The following is a 15227-nucleotide window of genomic DNA, read 5'->3' as shown; positions in this document are numbered from 1 at the left end:
AGAGTTAAACGTAAAAGTGATATGGTTTTATAAATGCCAGCTTTCAAATAAAACACTCTAATGTTAATAGAGACTATTGGCCATCCGCGGCAAAGAAGTACTTTCATATGCAGGTTTAGATTTAGAAGCAGAGATATATTCATACGCAGAAATTGCTACTTCTATGGCTTGTCGTTTATACGGCTCCATAAAATCTCTTCCAATTAATTCGTATAGCTTCTCTAGACGATGATACAAGGTTTGGCGAACAATATGAAGTTGTTCTGCAGTTTCTTTTTTTGCACCCTTGCATTGTAAATATATTTTTAGTGTTTTGAGCAATTCTCCGCTGTTCTGCTGATCTTGTGATAGGACCGGACCTAAGTAATCCGCGATGAATTCGGTAAGAATTCCCTGGTCATGGGCAGCTAATACCATTCGGAAAATATATAGATCCTCATAGAAATAACTGTTTAATTCATTAGGTATTTTTTCTCGAATATTCATTGTCTCTTTTGCGGTGAGATAACTATTTTCCACTTGCCCCAAGTCAGTGACAACTTTGCCAACGCTAAATTCAAGCTGAGCAAATTTCTGCTTTTGGATAAAATCAGAGTGTTTAATGTTTTTTACCGCTTCTTGTATTCTGTGCTTTAAGTCGTCTTGTTTCCATTTGTTTATAAGAATAAAAACGATCTGATTTTTATCTATATCGGCTAATAAAAATATACCCCGTTTCTCAAAGATAGAGCGGCAATAGATTTTCAAATAGTTAAATTCTGCACTTGCTTTATCCATATTGTCTGCTTTACAAAGTAAAACCGTATAGCCGTTAGATTTAAGATTGGGCTCAAGCTCTGAAAGGTATTTTTGAATTTGTTCAACACTACTTTCCCCTTTAAGCCAGCGCCGTACCCATTCCGCTTCTTTCGTTTTTCTCTGTTCCTCAATATACAATTCGCGCAAAAGGCTTTGTGCTAAAGCTGTAGCACTGCGGTCTAGAATAAGCGACTCAAATTCTGTAATAGAACCTGATTCCGAAAAAATAAACAGGTCAGCAAAAGTTTGATTTAAAGCTTGTACAGATTGATGTGCAACGTTCATATGTTCTGGCATGTCGTTATGTTTAAAGAGCTGTACGATTTTCTCTTGCTCTTCTTTTTTCATCTTGGAAATAATTTCGATCTTACCTTGATTTGTGATGTATAAAACTGTTAGTTTCAAATGTTCATGTATTAACTGCAAAATTCTTTGCTGTGGATTTGAGGAAAGAAGAAGCTGGTTTAATTTATTGGAGTAATCTTCCAAATCGGATAATATTTTATAATGCTTTTTAATCAGCAGACTGTGTATTTCCTGTGTAATATCAATAAATCGAACTTTTTTCCGAAAAACAATAAGGGGAAAATCATGTGTATCGGCTAGTTGTATAGCTGCTTCTGGTATCTCGGAGATGTATGTCCCCAGCTCAATACAAAGCCCGGCTGCATTAGCATCAATAGATTGTTGAATTAATGAACAAAAAATTTCATTGTTCTCTTTCCAGCCAATTCCTGTAGAAAGGATCAATTCATTTCCATTTAACAGGTTTTCAATGGAATCCACTTCCATAACATGGACCCACCGGACAAGCCGTGCAAGCCCTGCTTTACCCGCTAAAACTTTAGCACTTTCAAAATGTTTCGTTTGTAAAATTTCATTCACTGATAATTTAACTTCAAAGTTCATCGGCAGCTTCCCCTTTTTAGTTATGAACAAGCCATAACTGTTCTTTTCTTATTACCAGAATGATTAAATGAGTTTCTTAAACATTTTTTCACCCTTTAAGCGTATAGGATGAAAAAATTCATGAAATGACTGAAAGCTGTTCATCATTTCTCAATCCAAAAACATTATATTCAAAAACTTTAACTCTAATCAATTTTATTGTTACATTATCTAACACTATTCTTTTGTAAAAATCCAATTTAAATATATCAACGCTCCAAAAATATTATTACACCAACTTTTATAAAATTAAAAAAGCGAGTATTGTTTAAAAAAACTTCGATCTCAATGACTAATCAAAAATAAATACTTAATAATTTTAAAGCGCTTACAATTATTTTAAAATAACATTTCTCATAAAATGAGTTCAAGTGTATGCTCGTTATTTTCGTGTGTTTTTTAACAAGGCAAGGTTTCTATTAAAGCGAAATATATTACGTTTAGTATAAGAAAACATTTTGCATTAGTAAATTGAATATTTATAATAATGAACATGAATCAATTCGATAGATAAGGGAGAATAACATGACACTCAATCGGTTTGAAGCCTTTAATGCTGTTGTGGAATCGGGAAGTCTGACAGGAGCCGCCAAACTTTTAAATTTAACGCAGTCAAGTATTAGCCATGCGATTACTAGTTTAGAGAACGAATTAGGTTTTTCATTACTCACACGGGGAAAAACAGGTGTTTCCTTAACAAGCAACGGAGAACGTATGCTTGGATATATTCGTGATATTTTAATCTTAAACGATAAAATGAAACAGGAAGCTGCAGAAATAAATGGTGTAGAGACAGGCGTAATTAGAATAGGCACATTTACAAGTGTTGCTGCCCAATGGCTGCCTTTCATTATCAAAAAGTTTCAAGATGCTCATCCGGGAATTGCAGTAAAGTTATTTGAAGGGGATTACCTTGCCATAGAACACGAAGTTGCAGCTGGAGGAATTGATTGTGGGTTTCTTACCTCACCTATCGCAAAATCGTTGGAATTTCTCCCTTTAAAAAAGGATAAAATGCTTTGTATCCTGTCAGATCAGCACCCTCTTCATACATCAAAAACAATCTCTTTTAAACAAATAGAAGCTGAACCTTTGATTATGCCCAAAAAAAATTGGGGCAATGAGATAGAGCAAATTTTTAGAAAGAATCATATAAAACCTAACGTAAAGTTTGAAGTATCGGATGATCAGGCGATCATTGCAATGGTACAAAATAATTTAGGTATCAGTATTAGACCTGAAATGACTTTGTCAGGAATCCCTGGCAATATTCGTGTTCTTAATTTAGAAAATGAATCTTTTCGCTTTATAGGCCTTGCTGTAAAACCAAGCATGTCACCTGCTACTAAAAAGTTTGTTGATTGTGTTTATGCCTGGTTAGAAGAACATCAATTATTAGATTTTTAGCATTACTTTGTTGTCTTAAAGACCCTTGCTGATTAATCGTGATTTCAAGGAGATAGGAAAATTCATGTACAAAATAATTTATTTTTTCTGCCGTTCAGTCAGCCGGCTTCTACATAATGATCCACTAATTCATTAGCAGCATATTCGTTATCACAAATTAAAGATGGGAAATCCTCTTATCAATGAAAGCGAGCTGCCCGAAAAGAACATTTAGGAGGATTCGCACAATGCTACAAAAAAAGCCAAAGGAGACGTGATCAGTCCTCCCTTTCGTCCAGGCGTTTTCATTTTTATTAACCTGAATTATTTTTCAAATTTCATTATTTTCCATATATAACCAGATGAAGCTGAGCTAACGTACTTTTTACTTTCCTACAGCATCTCCATTGAAAAGTAACTCCTTCTGCTGATTTTCCTGGCAGCACGGCGATCCTGGAAATACAAACACAAACATGCACAAAATGAATGAAGCAAGCAGAATAGACATTGTGAAAACGGGCAGGATAACCGAAGATTCCGTTTTTACAGAGAAGATCAGACCGACTAAACCGGACCATGGTAAAAAGAATTTTTTATATGTGGTCGGTTTATAATTGCTGATTTCAACAAAAGAAATACAATTGAAAATAATGTAAAAATGTAAAAAAATGCTCCGATTTTAGAATAAAGGTTTAGGGAGAATAAAACAAAGGAATTAGTACAGCATAAATTCTATACCACTACTCAAAAGAGAAAGGGACGAGTTCATTCATGGCACAAGTTCTTTATATTACAGCACATCCGCACGATGAATCCAACTCATTTAGTATGGCAGCGGGGCAGGCTTTTATTAAAGCTTATCGGGAAGCAAACCCAGATGATGAAGTGACCCATCTTGACCTATACAAAGAAAATATTCCTCACATCGACAATGATGTTTTCAGCGGCTGGGGGAAACTCCAGGGAGGAAACGCATTTGACCAGTTATCCAGTGATGAGCAATCAAAAGTAGGCCGGCTGAATGAGTTGTCCGATCAGTTTGTGAAAGCTGATAAATATGTGTTCGTTACACCAATGTGGAACTTCTCGTTCCCTCCAGTAATGAAAGCCTATCTTGATTCCGTTTGTGTGGCCGGCAAAACATTTAAATACACAGAACAGGGGCCAGTTGGTTTAATGACGGATAAAAAAGCGCTGCACATTCAGGCACGCGGTGGTATTTATTCAGAAGGACCAGCGGCTGATATGGAAATGGGTCACCGTTATATAAGCATTATTATGCAATTTTTCGGCGTCCCTTCTTTCGACGGGCTGTTTATTGAAGGCCACAACCAGTTCCCGGACCGGGCGCAGGAAATTAAAGAAGCAGGAATCCAGCAGGCAAAAGAGCTGGCAAAATCGTTTTAATAATACATGACAGTGAAAAGCAGGAGCCAACAGGTTCCTGCTTTTTTATGATGAGGAGGCTCCACTTTCCCGGTATTTTTTGGCGTCAAGCCGGTGTGCTTCTTATTTCTGCTTTTATATTTATTATAATCATCGAAAAAGGAAATGAATCTTTTGGGCTGTTTTTACTTTATTATCTGAAAGTACAGACAAAATATCCAAAGGAACCTTCAAATTGGAAGCCATGTTAAATCTAAACTGGTTTAAATCAGGGACTGGGGGCAGACTGCTTTTTAGGGGGTGAGGGGAATGTATAAAGGATTTGAAATTGCCGAGCTGTCGTCCGAGCAAACTAAAAAAATCCAGCAGCTTGAAAGAGAGCTGGAATGTACCCTTATTGCGTATGAGCGTCAGGATGAGCTCCCGCATGTAACAGAACAGCCAGTGGATTTAGTATGAAAAAAGGCAGCTTCTAAGCTGCCTGAACCACTTTTTAAAAGTTCATCCGTGATTGTCCGCCATCGACATTGATGCTTGTCCCGACCAGCCAGGATGCTTTTTCTGAAGCAAGAAAAGCAACCACATTTGCGACTTCTTCAGCCGTTCCAAAACGGCCCGCCGGAATCTCATTTTGAACAAACGCGTTGATTTTCTCCGGGTTTTCTTCCAGGCGTCTTTTCCAGTTGCCGCTTTCATGCAAAATGCTGCCCGGTGCCACACTGTTTACGCGGATACCATCCCGGATTACTTCATCAGCCAGCGATTTCGTGAAACTAATTAACGCCGCTTTCGCGTTATTATAAGTCACCTTGCCACCGCTTTCTCTGCCAAATACAGATGTGATATTAATGATCGCCCCTGACTGCTTTTTCTTCATCTCTTCAACCGCTAATTTGCTTAAATGTACGGCTGAGAAGTAGTTCAGCTCCATCGCTTCATAAAATAAATCCATATCGGTTTCGGCTGCTTTTCCGCCATTGCTGCCGCCGGCATTGTTAATAAGCACATCGATTGTTCCATGCTGTTCAATAAACGAGGCGATCAGCGCTTCCCGCTCATTGGCCTTCAGTAAATCTGCTTGAAGGACGGATACGCTTCCGCCTAGTTCTTCTTTTGTTTGTTGAAGTGCTTCTATGCCACGGGCTGCGATGGACACGTTCGCTCCTTCTTGAATCAGCACTTCTGCAATTGCCCGTCCGATTCCTTTTGATCCTCCTGTGATTAAAATGTGCTTACCCTTCAATTGTAAATCCACTTCATCATCCCCTGTTTGCTTGATTTGCTTCTACGGTTTTATCTTAGCTCTTTTTCTTTCCGATTGTCCAAGATAACAGGTCATTTGACTTTGGCTGCCTTCCATTGCTCCCATAAGGTTAACCTGCGCTCTGATATTCGGATCCACGTTCCCGGCTTGACGGATCTGGACAACGCATAAACATGGTTTTCATATATAAGCCGATGATTTGCCCGTACCTGGCCGATTCTTACATCGATAAAAGGAAAGACGCGGTTCATATTTTTTATGTAATACGTGCCGTTTTTTTCTTCAAATACTTCTTCGCCTTCTGCATTTGAAGGCATTCCTACCGCAAAGTCTTTGTAGGAAAGCTCTGTTTGGATGATTTGGTCATTGGATAATTGATAGGACTCGACTACGTCCGATAAATGAATGGAGTGTGTGTACTGAATTTGAAAGGTTTCTTCTCCTTTTAATGGCACGTAGGCGAGCAGGCTGTCTTTATTTTCATAAGTCAGCGCGATGACCTGCCTGTAGGGATAGAAAAAAATGAGGGTGGAAACGAACAGAATCGCTAGTGCTGCCGCACTGATTACCTTGGCTTTCAACCGAATCACCCCTTAAAAAAATGAAGCCGACAGGCCGCGGTGCAGCCTATCGACTAAAAGGTGTTTACCTGGAAACGCCTGCTTCTTCAAAATATTTAGCCGCCCCTGGGTGCAGCTCCATATCGCCTAAACCTTCAAGAGCCGTTTCCGGTGTAATAAATTCTCCTTTGGCATGAGTGATTTGATCGGTGTTTTCATAAAGTGCTTTTGTCATTTCGTACACAAGATCTTCATCGACGTCTTTTGATGCTACAAGCATGGCTTTAACAGCAACCGTTTTTACCTCTTCCTTAATTTTATAAGTTCCACTTGGGACTGTGTCTTCTGCATAATATGGATACTTTTCAACAAGCTCCTGAATTTTATCGTCAGCAAGCGGGATGATCACGACGTCATTTTGTGCTGACAACGCTTCTACTGCACCAGTTGGCGTTCCAGCTGTGATAAACGCTGCATCAATGTTTCCAGACTGAATGCCGTCCGTCGATTCATCAAAAGAAAGATTTTGGGCTTTAATGTCTTTGTCGGACATTCCATGAATCTCTAACACCTGCATAGCATTAATATAAGCGCCTGATCCAGGTGCTCCGACAGAGACCGTTTTTCCTTTTAAATCTTCAACCGATTTGATGCCGCTTTTGGCGGTTGTCACAAGCTGTACCGTTTCCGGGTATAGAGAAGCGATCGCCTGCACATTGTCAATCGGGTCTCCTTCAAACATTTCTTTTCCTTCAATGGCATAAGCGGCAATATCTGTTTGAGAAAAAGCCAGCTCTGCTTCTCCGGCCCGCAGTGTTTCCATATTTTCTGCAGAAGCACCGGATGTCTGCGGAGTGATATTTGCATCCGTTTGATCGGAAATAATATTAGCGATTTGTCCGCCAAGCGGATAATACGTCCCCCCTGTGCCGCCTGTCAGCAAGCTCAAATCCTGGCTTGCGCTTCCGCCGCCTCCACTTCCTTCGCCTGTGTCGGCCGTGCCGCCGTCGCTGCTTTCACCACAGGCAGCCGTGATGGCAGCCGTCATTAACACCGTGCCGAACAATACGCTAAAACGAGATTTTTTCATACATACATCCTCCCTTTTTCTCCTTAATTACAGCAGTACAAATTGAACAAACCTTTCTTATATATAGAAGAGCAGGAACAAATGAATCTTTTTGCTTTGTTTCCTGTCTTTGATTGAGCAAAAATGGCTCGATAACAGCCGATCATTTTACTTTTGGATAATCTGTTTCAGGCTTGTCTTGCAAGGCGTTTCCGCCCCCTTTGTCCTGCTTCCATACATACTGTAAGGCCAGCATTACGCCAAACATCACTAACCCTGTAATGTCAGAGATGGTTTCCGGGTAAATAAGCAGCAGCCCCACGATGCATGCAGTGATTCGTTCCAGCCAGTGCATGTCCCTCATCCAGTGGCCGATCACACCGGCTCCGATGGCAATCATGCCAATCATCGCCGTCAGCACAACCCAGACGACCTCTCCCCAGCTCGTATCGATCATTAACATTTCAGGTGAAAGAACAAAAATATACGGGATGATAAAAGCGGCAATGGCCAGCTTTGACGATTCAATCCCGGTTTTAATCGGTTCTCCTCCCGACACGCCGGCTGCGGCAAAAGCGGCCAGTGCTACAGGTGGTGTAATATCGGCAATAATACCAAAGTAAAACACAAACAAATGAGCAGATAAATCGGGTACACCGAGTAAAATCATTGCCGGTGCTGCGATTGTGGAAGTGATCACGTAGTTCGCGGTTGTCGGTGAACCCATCCCGAGTACAAGCGCAGCGATCATCGTCAGGATAAGCGTAGGGATTAAGTAACCGCCTGCAAGATCAATTAAGCCATTGGCCAGTTTTAACCCCAGTCCTGTTTTTGTCACAATGCCTACGATAATTCCGGCCGCTGCCGTCGCTGCCGCTACAGCAAGGGCTGTGCGTGCGCCGTCTACGAGTGCATGCACAATATCAACAGCTTTCATTCCCCCGTCTTTATTAATAAAACCAACAATAATGGAAATGACAATGGAATAAAGCGCGGCATGCGTAACGGTTATATTAGACATCAGCAGCAAAATAATCGCGATAATCGGAATGAGTAAATATACTTTTCCGAATACTTCTTTTCTGCTTGGCATTTCTTCTTTTGTCAGCCCGCGCAGCCCAAGCCGTTTTGCTTCAAAGTGGGTCATAATCCAAATGCCTGAAAAGTACAAAATCGCCGGGATGGCAGCTGCTTTGGCGATATCCCAGTATGTAATACCGTTTCCGATAAACTCAACCATCAAAAAAGCCGCTGCACCCATAATAGGCGGCATCAGCTGCCCGCCTGTTGAAGCTGATGCTTCGACAGCTCCAGCGAATTCTTTCTTGTAACCAAGGTTTTTCATCATGGGGATCGTAAAGGCACCCGACGTTACCACATTCGCAACAGAACTTCCACTGATTGTTCCTTGAAGGGCACTTGAAAAAATCGCTACTTTCGCAGGCCCGCCAATGCTTCTGCCGGCAATGGCAATAGAAAGATCATTAAAATACTGCCCAACGCCTGTCCGTATTAAGAAAGCGCCAAATAACAGAAATAGAAAGATAAAAGTAGATGAAACAGCCAGTGGCGTGCCTAAAATTCCTTCTGTTGTGAAAAACATCGTTTGAACCATACGCTCCAGGGTTAATCCGCGGTGAGACAAAAAGCCTGGCATGTACGAGCCAAAAAGTCCATAAAGCATAAAAAGGAGCGCAATCATCATAATAGGCAGACCAACCGTTCTCCTAGTTGCTTCCAATACAAGCACAATCGCTGTCACACCAACCGCAAAATCCAGCGGCTCGAGACGGCCGACACTCATGACCAGCTCTTCAAAACGGAGCGGCCAATACGCACCTACACCGATGCTTAGGATAGAGAAAATCAAGTCGTACCAAGCTACCTGAAGCTTTCCTTTTTGCCTCTTTTTTCGATTAGCCGGAAATAGAAGGAAAATCAAGGAAAGAGCAAAGCCTAAATGCACGGTGCGCTGAATTTGAGCCGTGAAAACACCAAAAACCGCTGTATAAAGCTGAAATAGGGAAAAAGCCAAAAGGCCAAAAAAAGCAATGTACCCTATCAGGCCGGTTAATTTTCGCGTTCCTGCTTCTGGATCATATTTTTCGAGCAGCTTCTGTTGTTCTTCTTCTGATAAATAGCTAGCTTCATGCTTGGTTGTCAATCCACATCTTCTCCTTTCATTCGTTTCACTATGAAACTTTTTAGTTGAAGTTCTTTGAAAAACAAAACATTTTTTACAATTTTAACTATAGATGAACCAAAATGCCCAAAGCCTTTTTTTGTAAGATTTTCTTCCATACTTTATAAAAAATGTTATTTATTTTATGCGCTTGTCCATCTAAATATTCCTCTGGCTTTTCATGTACGGAGTGAAGATGCCGTGCTGCTAAATGGAATTTTTCCAGAACATAAGAATGCTGCCTATCACTGTTGACTCTCCTCCTGGGGGAGGCTTTATAGTATGAATGTACAATTCTTGATAGAAAGGGCAGAATGAAATGCGAAGTTATGGAATGGTGTTAACCATTTTATTGATGAATTTGTTTATTGTGTTTTTGGGATCGGTCTTGTGGTGCCGGTAACGCCTCCTATTATGAAAGAGCTGAATATAAACGGAGCGATCGTCGGTTGTATGGTTGCTGCGTTCGCAGTAACACAGCTTATAGCCCCTCCTCCAGCAGGAAAGTGTGTGCTTATTGCTTACGAGTTTGATCCAGAAACGTATTGGGAAAGTTATCGTAAACTCGTGAAGAGGATCATTCAACAGCAATTTACCATCTTAAGCGATGTGTATGAGCTGTTTATGCCTATCCATTATTCACCACGGCGGTCCGAGGCTTATTTAGTAGAAATGAAAATTCGTATTTTAAATTAAAAAGCAAAAAGGCCGGGAAGCATTCTGCTTCCCGGCCTTTTTTATAACGTATAAAGATTATTTTGATGTCGGCGCAAGGCTCGCTTCCGGAGACGTGACATTATCGTAGAACTGAACATATTTATCACGGTCTTCACTGTTACGGTATGCCATTGCCACACGTGGATGTTCGTTTAAAACGCCTGAGATCATGTAAGGAATAATGTAGCCCCACTCCCATTTCTGGCGCATGTCAAGCATGTGGTCTTCAATCACTTTTAGGACAGGCTTCATTTCGTAGCTTGGTTTTTGAATATGGCTCACAAGAAGTTCTGTATTGCAGTTTCCTGCTGCGCGTCCCATGCCGTATACAGAAGAATCAAGGAACGTTACACCATTGCGCAGAGCTGTTAGCGTGTTAGCAAATGCCAGCTGCATGTTATTGTGAGTATGAATGCCAAGCTGTTTGTTTGGAATCATTGATTTGAATTTTTTTACCTGATGCTCAATGTCAGCAGGGTCAAGGCTTCCGAATGAGTCTACAATATATACTACATCAACCGGGCTTTCTTTCACCATTTCAAAGGCTTCGATTAGTTGATGTTCAGGCACACTTGATAGTGCCATAATATTCAAAGATGTTTCGTAGCCTAAATCATGGAACATTTGTACAAGCTCTAAGCCTTTATCTACTTCACGGATGTAGCAGGCTACCCGGATCATATCCAGAGGGCTTTCTTCGCGCGGAAGAATGTCATTCGGATCGACACGGCCAATGTCAACTAGCGCAGACAGCTTCGTGAATTTTTTCTCCGGTAGAATTTCTTTTAAAAAGTTATCATCAAGAAATCTCCATGGATTAGGTTCAGTCGCATTTAAAAGTCTCGCGGAATTTTTATATCCGATTTCCATATATTCAACACCTGCTTCGCTCAAACCATTGTATAGATCTTGAACAAATTCAATGCTGAAATCCCAGTTATTAACTAAACCGCCGTCACGAATTGTACAGTCGATAATCTTGCTGCGTTGTTCCATAGTCGTCGTTCCTCCTGTTTCTTCTGTTAAAGCATATTCGCTTTCGCGCTTTTATGCTTTTATGCTTTTATGTGATAAAGTATCTTGTTATGTTTATACCATGTTTTCCATTAGACTGTCAATGCTTTTTTCAACATTTGATACTTTTCGTCAAAAATCATCTGTTTTTTTCCTTTTTCCCCGTTTGTTTCTGCTATTGTATCCCAAGGGCGTTCTTCTGTACATAGAAAACGGGGAATTAATGGAACGAATTCTTTATCGCTGCCTCACCCTATGCTTTTAACTTCTCCAGCGATGTCCCAAAATAATCTGTGATGATATACTCCTTCAACAGCTGTAGATGGATGAGGACGTTCAGGCAGCCATTTCCTTTTTACTTCTGCTGTCTAACTCACTTTCGTCCCCATAGAAAAAGCACCTTCAAGTTGTTTCAGGGATTCCACACCTGTTTTCAACTTAAAGGTGCTCATTTTTTCTGCTTTGCAGAATGATCAGCTAAATGATGTTATTTAAAAAAGCGATTATTCGGATTCCCCTACAACAGAGAAACGTGCATTTACATGCTCTGGATTTTCTATTTCATCTAATACAGCAATCGCATAGTCTGCATAGCTAATGTAGCTTTCACCTTTTGCATTTAAAATCAGATTGTCCTGACCTTTTTGGTACGTGCCTGTACGCTTGCCTGCTGGGTCAAAGAATCCAGCCGGGCTGATGTATGTCCATGTAATACCGCCTGTGCGTTCCAGTTCAGCCAGGTTTTTTCCCATATTCACCGCTGTTGGAAGATAGGCTTCTGGAAAATCAGGTGTTTCGAATACCCGAACTGTTTTTGCTTCATTTACGAATAAGCTGCCGGCACCTCCTACGACAACTAATTTCGTTTTCGGCGCGCCTTTTAGCGCTTCAATCAGTACCTGGCCCGCTTCTACATGCAGATGTTCTTCGCCTGGAGCGGCATTAAAGGCATTCACTACTACATCAAATACCTTCACATCCTCTGCTTTCAAACTAAAAATGTCTTTTTCGATGACGGCTGCTTTTTCATCTTGTACGTTTGAAGCGCTGCGGACAATGGCGGTTACTTCATGTCCTCTTGAGACCGCTTCTTTTAAAATGAAACTTCCCGCTTTCCCACTTGCACCAATTACGCCAATTTTCATCTTTTTTCCTCCTGAGCTCATTGTAGTATTTGTAACAATCATTGTTACATTTAAGTTAAAAAAGAAACTGCATAACGCAGTGATTCATTCTATTTGTAACTATAAATGTTACAAGTTAAAAAGTCAACTCCTGCTCTTTCTTTTTTACATACAAATAAAATCATTTTACTTCTTCACATGTAAGGAGTACGGCTGTTTTGAGAAAAATCGCTCCATTCCTATCGGTTCTTTTTAAGAAGCGATATTTTCCGAAAAGTCTCCTGCCCGTTTTGGACAGTGAAAGCTCTTATAAAAAAAGACTGACGATTTTATCGTCAGTCTCAAAACGGTCAAACGGCCGCTTTTTGCGCTTTAGGAAGATTCATAAAGCATTTATTTGTTTGATTCTGCCTGCTTAAAGCCAGCAGTCTTAAGGAAGAAAGCAAGAACCAAACCAATAACAGCCAGGATCCAGCCGAAAGTAAAAGCATTCTGCACGCCTGCGGTTAACGCTTCTCCAATCACAGACGGATCCGTTGGGTCTTTTACATTCTTCATGAAATCAAGCTGTGCCGAAGACATAATCGTAATTGCCACAGCCGTACCGATCGCTCCAGACACCTGCTGTAACGTGTTCATCAGTGCGGTTCCATCCGGATACAGGTTTTTTGGCAGCTGGTTTAAGCCGTTTGTCTGGGCCGGCATCATGATCAAGGAAATGCCGATCATGAGAAGAGAATGCATTACGATAACCGCTAACATAGATGTTTCCGTTGTCACACGGGATAGGCTCCATAAGGTAACAATGACAAGAATAAACCCGGGAATCACTAATCCCTTTGGTCCGTATTTATCAAAAATACGACCTGTCAGCGGAGACATTAAACCGTTCAGCACTCCGCCCGGCAAAAGAACAAGACCGGCTGTAAAAGCTGCTAATCCCAGTCCTGTCTGCAAGTATAAAGGCAGCAGAATCGCGGAAGACAAAATCACCATAAAAGCGATAAAAACAATGAAAAGCCCAAGCGTAAACATCGGGTATTTAAACACACGTAAATCAATCATTGGCCGCTCCATCTTAAATTGTCTAAGAGAAAATAAAACAAGCGCCACACATCCAACCGCAAGAGCGATCATTACGATAGAACTCGACCATCCGTCTTCGCCGGCTGTACTGAAGCCATAAACAATGCCTCCAAAACCAAGAGAGGATAAAACAACAGAAATGGCGTCAATTTTCGGCTTTGTAATCGTGGATACGTTTTGCATGTACACCATGCCAAAAAACAGCGCAAACACTAAAAACGGCAAAGACAGCCAGAAAATCCAGTGCCAGGTCAAGTTTTCAATCAATAAACCAGAGATCGTAGGCCCGATCGCCGGAGCGAACATAATTACTAAGCCCATCAGCCCCATAATGGCGCCTCTTCGATGAATAGGGAAAATCAATAAAATCGTGTTAAACATGAGCGGCAGAAGCAGGCCTGTTCCAAGCGCCTGAACGACCCGTGCCACCATCAGTATGCTAAAGCTGGGTGCTAATGCCGCTATGAGCGTTCCAATAATCGAAAAAAGCAAAGCTGCCATAAACAGCTGCCTTGTGCTGTACCATTGCAGCAAAAGGCCCGTCACTGGAACTAATATCCCCAGTGTTAATAAGTAGCCCGTAGTCAGCCACTGGATCGTGGCAGATCCTACATTGAACTGCTGAATCAAATCTCCAAGCGCCATATTAAGCGCTGTTTCACTAAATAACCCAATAAATCCCGCGATTAGGAAGGAAATTAAAATAGGGGTCGTTTTCACATTTTCTTGTTGCTTTGCTGCAGTACTTGCTGCCATCTATCCATTCCTCCCTTTAAAGGCTAGGCCTCCAAATTACCCGCTTTTCTTAGCCAGTAACATCGGTATCTGCTCCGCGATCACACGAAGAGGCTTATCACTCTTGGCTGTAAGAGAAAGAAGAATGCCTCCTTCTATGACGGCAAGAATGATGATACCAAGATCCTCTGCCTGCTTTTCACTGTAGCCCGCCCTTATAAACTTTCTAGAATACGTTTCCTTCCACTCTTCAAATGCTGAATGACAGGCTTTTCGAATAGGCTCGCTGGTCGAATGTTTTTCAGATGCAATTGCTCCGATCGGAAATCCAACTGGCTCTTTTTCATCCCGCATTACCTCGACCAATTCGCAAATATGGTTCTGAACAGCTTTGATTGGATCTTCAGTTCGCTCGAACACTTCTTCAATAAAACCAATCACTACGCCCTTTGTGTGACGAATGGCTTCAACAGCCAGCCCTTCTTTTCCCTCAGGAAAATAGTGATAAAGCGATCCTTTTGGAATCCCGCTTTCTTTCAAAATGTCATTAAGGCCAACTCCGTCATATCCACGCATACGAAACAGCCTGGAAGCTGTTTCAATCAGCATCCCTTTCGTATTGAGCTTTTTGGTCATAGTTCACCTCTTCACGTATTAAACCGACCGGTCTAATATAATGCACTATTTTACATTTGTCAACGTGGAAAACTTCATTAACTTACTTATTACCTAAATGCTCAAGTCGGAGACAAACCGTTTATTTAAAATGCAGAAGAGGAATTTTATTCAAAGCTTTGTACATATTTGTTTGGAATGGCTGCTGTTTAACATGGAGTCACAAAACTCTTTAATCGGTTAACAGTTTATGAAGCATATAGCGAGCCTGCCCGTTCGAAACAACTAGAACAAAGCGGAAAAGCAGGCAATATATCCACTTCTTTTTTCCTAGCAGCTTAAA

At 41.1% G+C, this 15227-nt stretch carries 12 protein-coding genes and 1 pseudogene; 4 read left to right on the top strand and 9 right to left on the bottom strand.

What is annotated here, in order from left to right; genetic code table 11:
• Positions 1-63: 63 nt before the first annotated feature.
• On the bottom strand, positions 64-1707 hold the full coding sequence (locus tag L2D08_RS13460; protein WP_242234366.1) for a PucR family transcriptional regulator: 1644 nt from the start codon (positions 1705-1707) through the stop codon (positions 64-66).
• Positions 1708-2271: 564 nt separating this feature from the next.
• Between L2D08_RS13460 and L2D08_RS13455 the strand changes: the two genes are divergently transcribed.
• From L2D08_RS13455 to L2D08_RS13445, 3 genes are all read left to right on the top strand, one after another.
• Entirely contained in the window at positions 2272-3153 is an 882-nt protein-coding gene (locus tag L2D08_RS13455; RefSeq protein ID WP_242234365.1) for a LysR family transcriptional regulator, read from the top strand.
• Between the two features lie 750 nt (positions 3154-3903).
• On the top strand, positions 3904-4539 hold the full coding sequence (locus L2D08_RS13450) for an FMN-dependent NADH-azoreductase (protein ID WP_242234364.1): 636 nt from the start codon (positions 3904-3906) through the stop codon (positions 4537-4539).
• Positions 4540-4827: 288 nt separating this feature from the next.
• Complete coding sequence (locus L2D08_RS13445) at positions 4828-4977, top strand: hypothetical protein (protein WP_242234363.1); 150 nt, start codon at positions 4828-4830, stop codon at positions 4975-4977.
• A gap of 34 nt (positions 4978-5011) precedes the next feature.
• Here L2D08_RS13445 and L2D08_RS13440 read toward each other — a convergent pair whose 3' ends face one another.
• The 4 genes from L2D08_RS13440 to L2D08_RS13425 form a co-directional block, all read right to left on the bottom strand.
• On the bottom strand, positions 5012-5773 hold the full coding sequence (locus tag L2D08_RS13440; protein ID WP_242234362.1) for an SDR family NAD(P)-dependent oxidoreductase: 762 nt from the start codon (positions 5771-5773) through the stop codon (positions 5012-5014).
• An 80-nt stretch (positions 5774-5853) separates the two neighbouring features.
• Positions 5854-6363 carry a DUF1850 domain-containing protein gene (locus L2D08_RS13435; protein ID WP_255821955.1) on the bottom strand — a complete coding sequence of 170 codons (510 nt, stop codon included), beginning with the start codon at positions 6361-6363 and terminating at the stop codon, positions 5854-5856.
• A gap of 64 nt (positions 6364-6427) precedes the next feature.
• On the bottom strand, positions 6428-7432 hold the full coding sequence (locus tag L2D08_RS13430; RefSeq protein WP_242234360.1) for a TAXI family TRAP transporter solute-binding subunit: 1005 nt from the start codon (positions 7430-7432) through the stop codon (positions 6428-6430).
• A 142-nt stretch (positions 7433-7574) separates the two neighbouring features.
• Positions 7575-9575 (bottom strand): TRAP transporter permease, encoded by a 2001-nt coding sequence (locus L2D08_RS13425; RefSeq protein WP_242234359.1) that lies wholly within the window; start codon positions 9573-9575, stop codon positions 7575-7577.
• Between the two features lie 337 nt (positions 9576-9912).
• On the opposite strand from L2D08_RS13425, the pseudogene L2D08_RS13420 reads away from it, so the two are divergent.
• A pseudogene (locus L2D08_RS13420) lies at positions 9913-10106 on the top strand (MFS transporter); the annotation flags it as partial.
• Between the two features lie 240 nt (positions 10107-10346).
• Here L2D08_RS13420 and L2D08_RS13415 read toward each other — a convergent pair.
• From L2D08_RS13415 to L2D08_RS13400, 4 genes are all read right to left on the bottom strand, one after another.
• A complete protein-coding gene (locus tag L2D08_RS13415) occupies positions 10347-11306 on the bottom strand; it encodes an aldolase catalytic domain-containing protein (protein WP_242234358.1) in 960 nt (319 codons plus the stop codon).
• Positions 11307-11827: 521 nt separating this feature from the next.
• Entirely contained in the window at positions 11828-12469 is a 642-nt protein-coding gene (locus L2D08_RS13410) for an NAD(P)-dependent oxidoreductase (protein WP_242234357.1), read from the bottom strand.
• A 372-nt stretch (positions 12470-12841) separates the two neighbouring features.
• The gene (locus tag L2D08_RS13405; protein WP_242234356.1) at positions 12842-14290 is read right to left on the bottom strand and encodes a DHA2 family efflux MFS transporter permease subunit; all 1449 of its coding nucleotides are present in this window, start codon (positions 14288-14290) and stop codon (positions 12842-12844) included.
• A 36-nt stretch (positions 14291-14326) separates the two neighbouring features.
• Positions 14327-14905, bottom strand: coding sequence for a TetR/AcrR family transcriptional regulator (locus L2D08_RS13400; protein WP_242234355.1), 579 nt, complete (start codon positions 14903-14905; stop codon positions 14327-14329).
• Positions 14906-15227: the final 322 nt, after the last annotated feature.

This window comes from Domibacillus sp. PGB-M46 (assembly GCF_022668875.1).
In the GTDB taxonomy this organism is placed as follows: Bacteria; Bacillota; Bacilli; order Bacillales; family Domibacillaceae; genus Domibacillus.
This window is presented reverse-complemented; position numbering and strand designations above follow the sequence as displayed.

Bases quoted from the DNA above. Each gene is read 5' to 3' on its own strand.
- L2D08_RS13415 (WP_242234358.1), bottom strand. From the start codon at position 11,306: ATGGAACAACGCAGCAAGATTATCGACTGTACAATTCGTGACGGCGGT.
- L2D08_RS13445 (WP_242234363.1), top strand. From the start codon at position 4,828: ATGTATAAAGGATTTGAAATTGCCGAGCTGTCGTCCGAGCAAACTAAA.
- L2D08_RS13450 (WP_242234364.1), top strand. From the start codon at position 3,904: ATGGCACAAGTTCTTTATATTACAGCACATCCGCACGATGAATCCAAC.
- L2D08_RS13400 (WP_242234355.1), bottom strand. From the start codon at position 14,905: ATGACCAAAAAGCTCAATACGAAAGGGATGCTGATTGAAACAGCTTCC.
- L2D08_RS13410 (WP_242234357.1), bottom strand. From the start codon at position 12,469: ATGAAAATTGGCGTAATTGGTGCAAGTGGGAAAGCGGGAAGTTTCATT.
- L2D08_RS13430 (WP_242234360.1), bottom strand. From the start codon at position 7,432: ATGAAAAAATCTCGTTTTAGCGTATTGTTCGGCACGGTGTTAATGACG.
- L2D08_RS13455 (WP_242234365.1), top strand. From the start codon at position 2,272: ATGACACTCAATCGGTTTGAAGCCTTTAATGCTGTTGTGGAATCGGGA.
- L2D08_RS13405 (WP_242234356.1), bottom strand. From the start codon at position 14,290: ATGGCAGCAAGTACTGCAGCAAAGCAACAAGAAAATGTGAAAACGACC.
- L2D08_RS13460 (WP_242234366.1), bottom strand. From the start codon at position 1,707: ATGAACTTTGAAGTTAAATTATCAGTGAATGAAATTTTACAAACGAAA.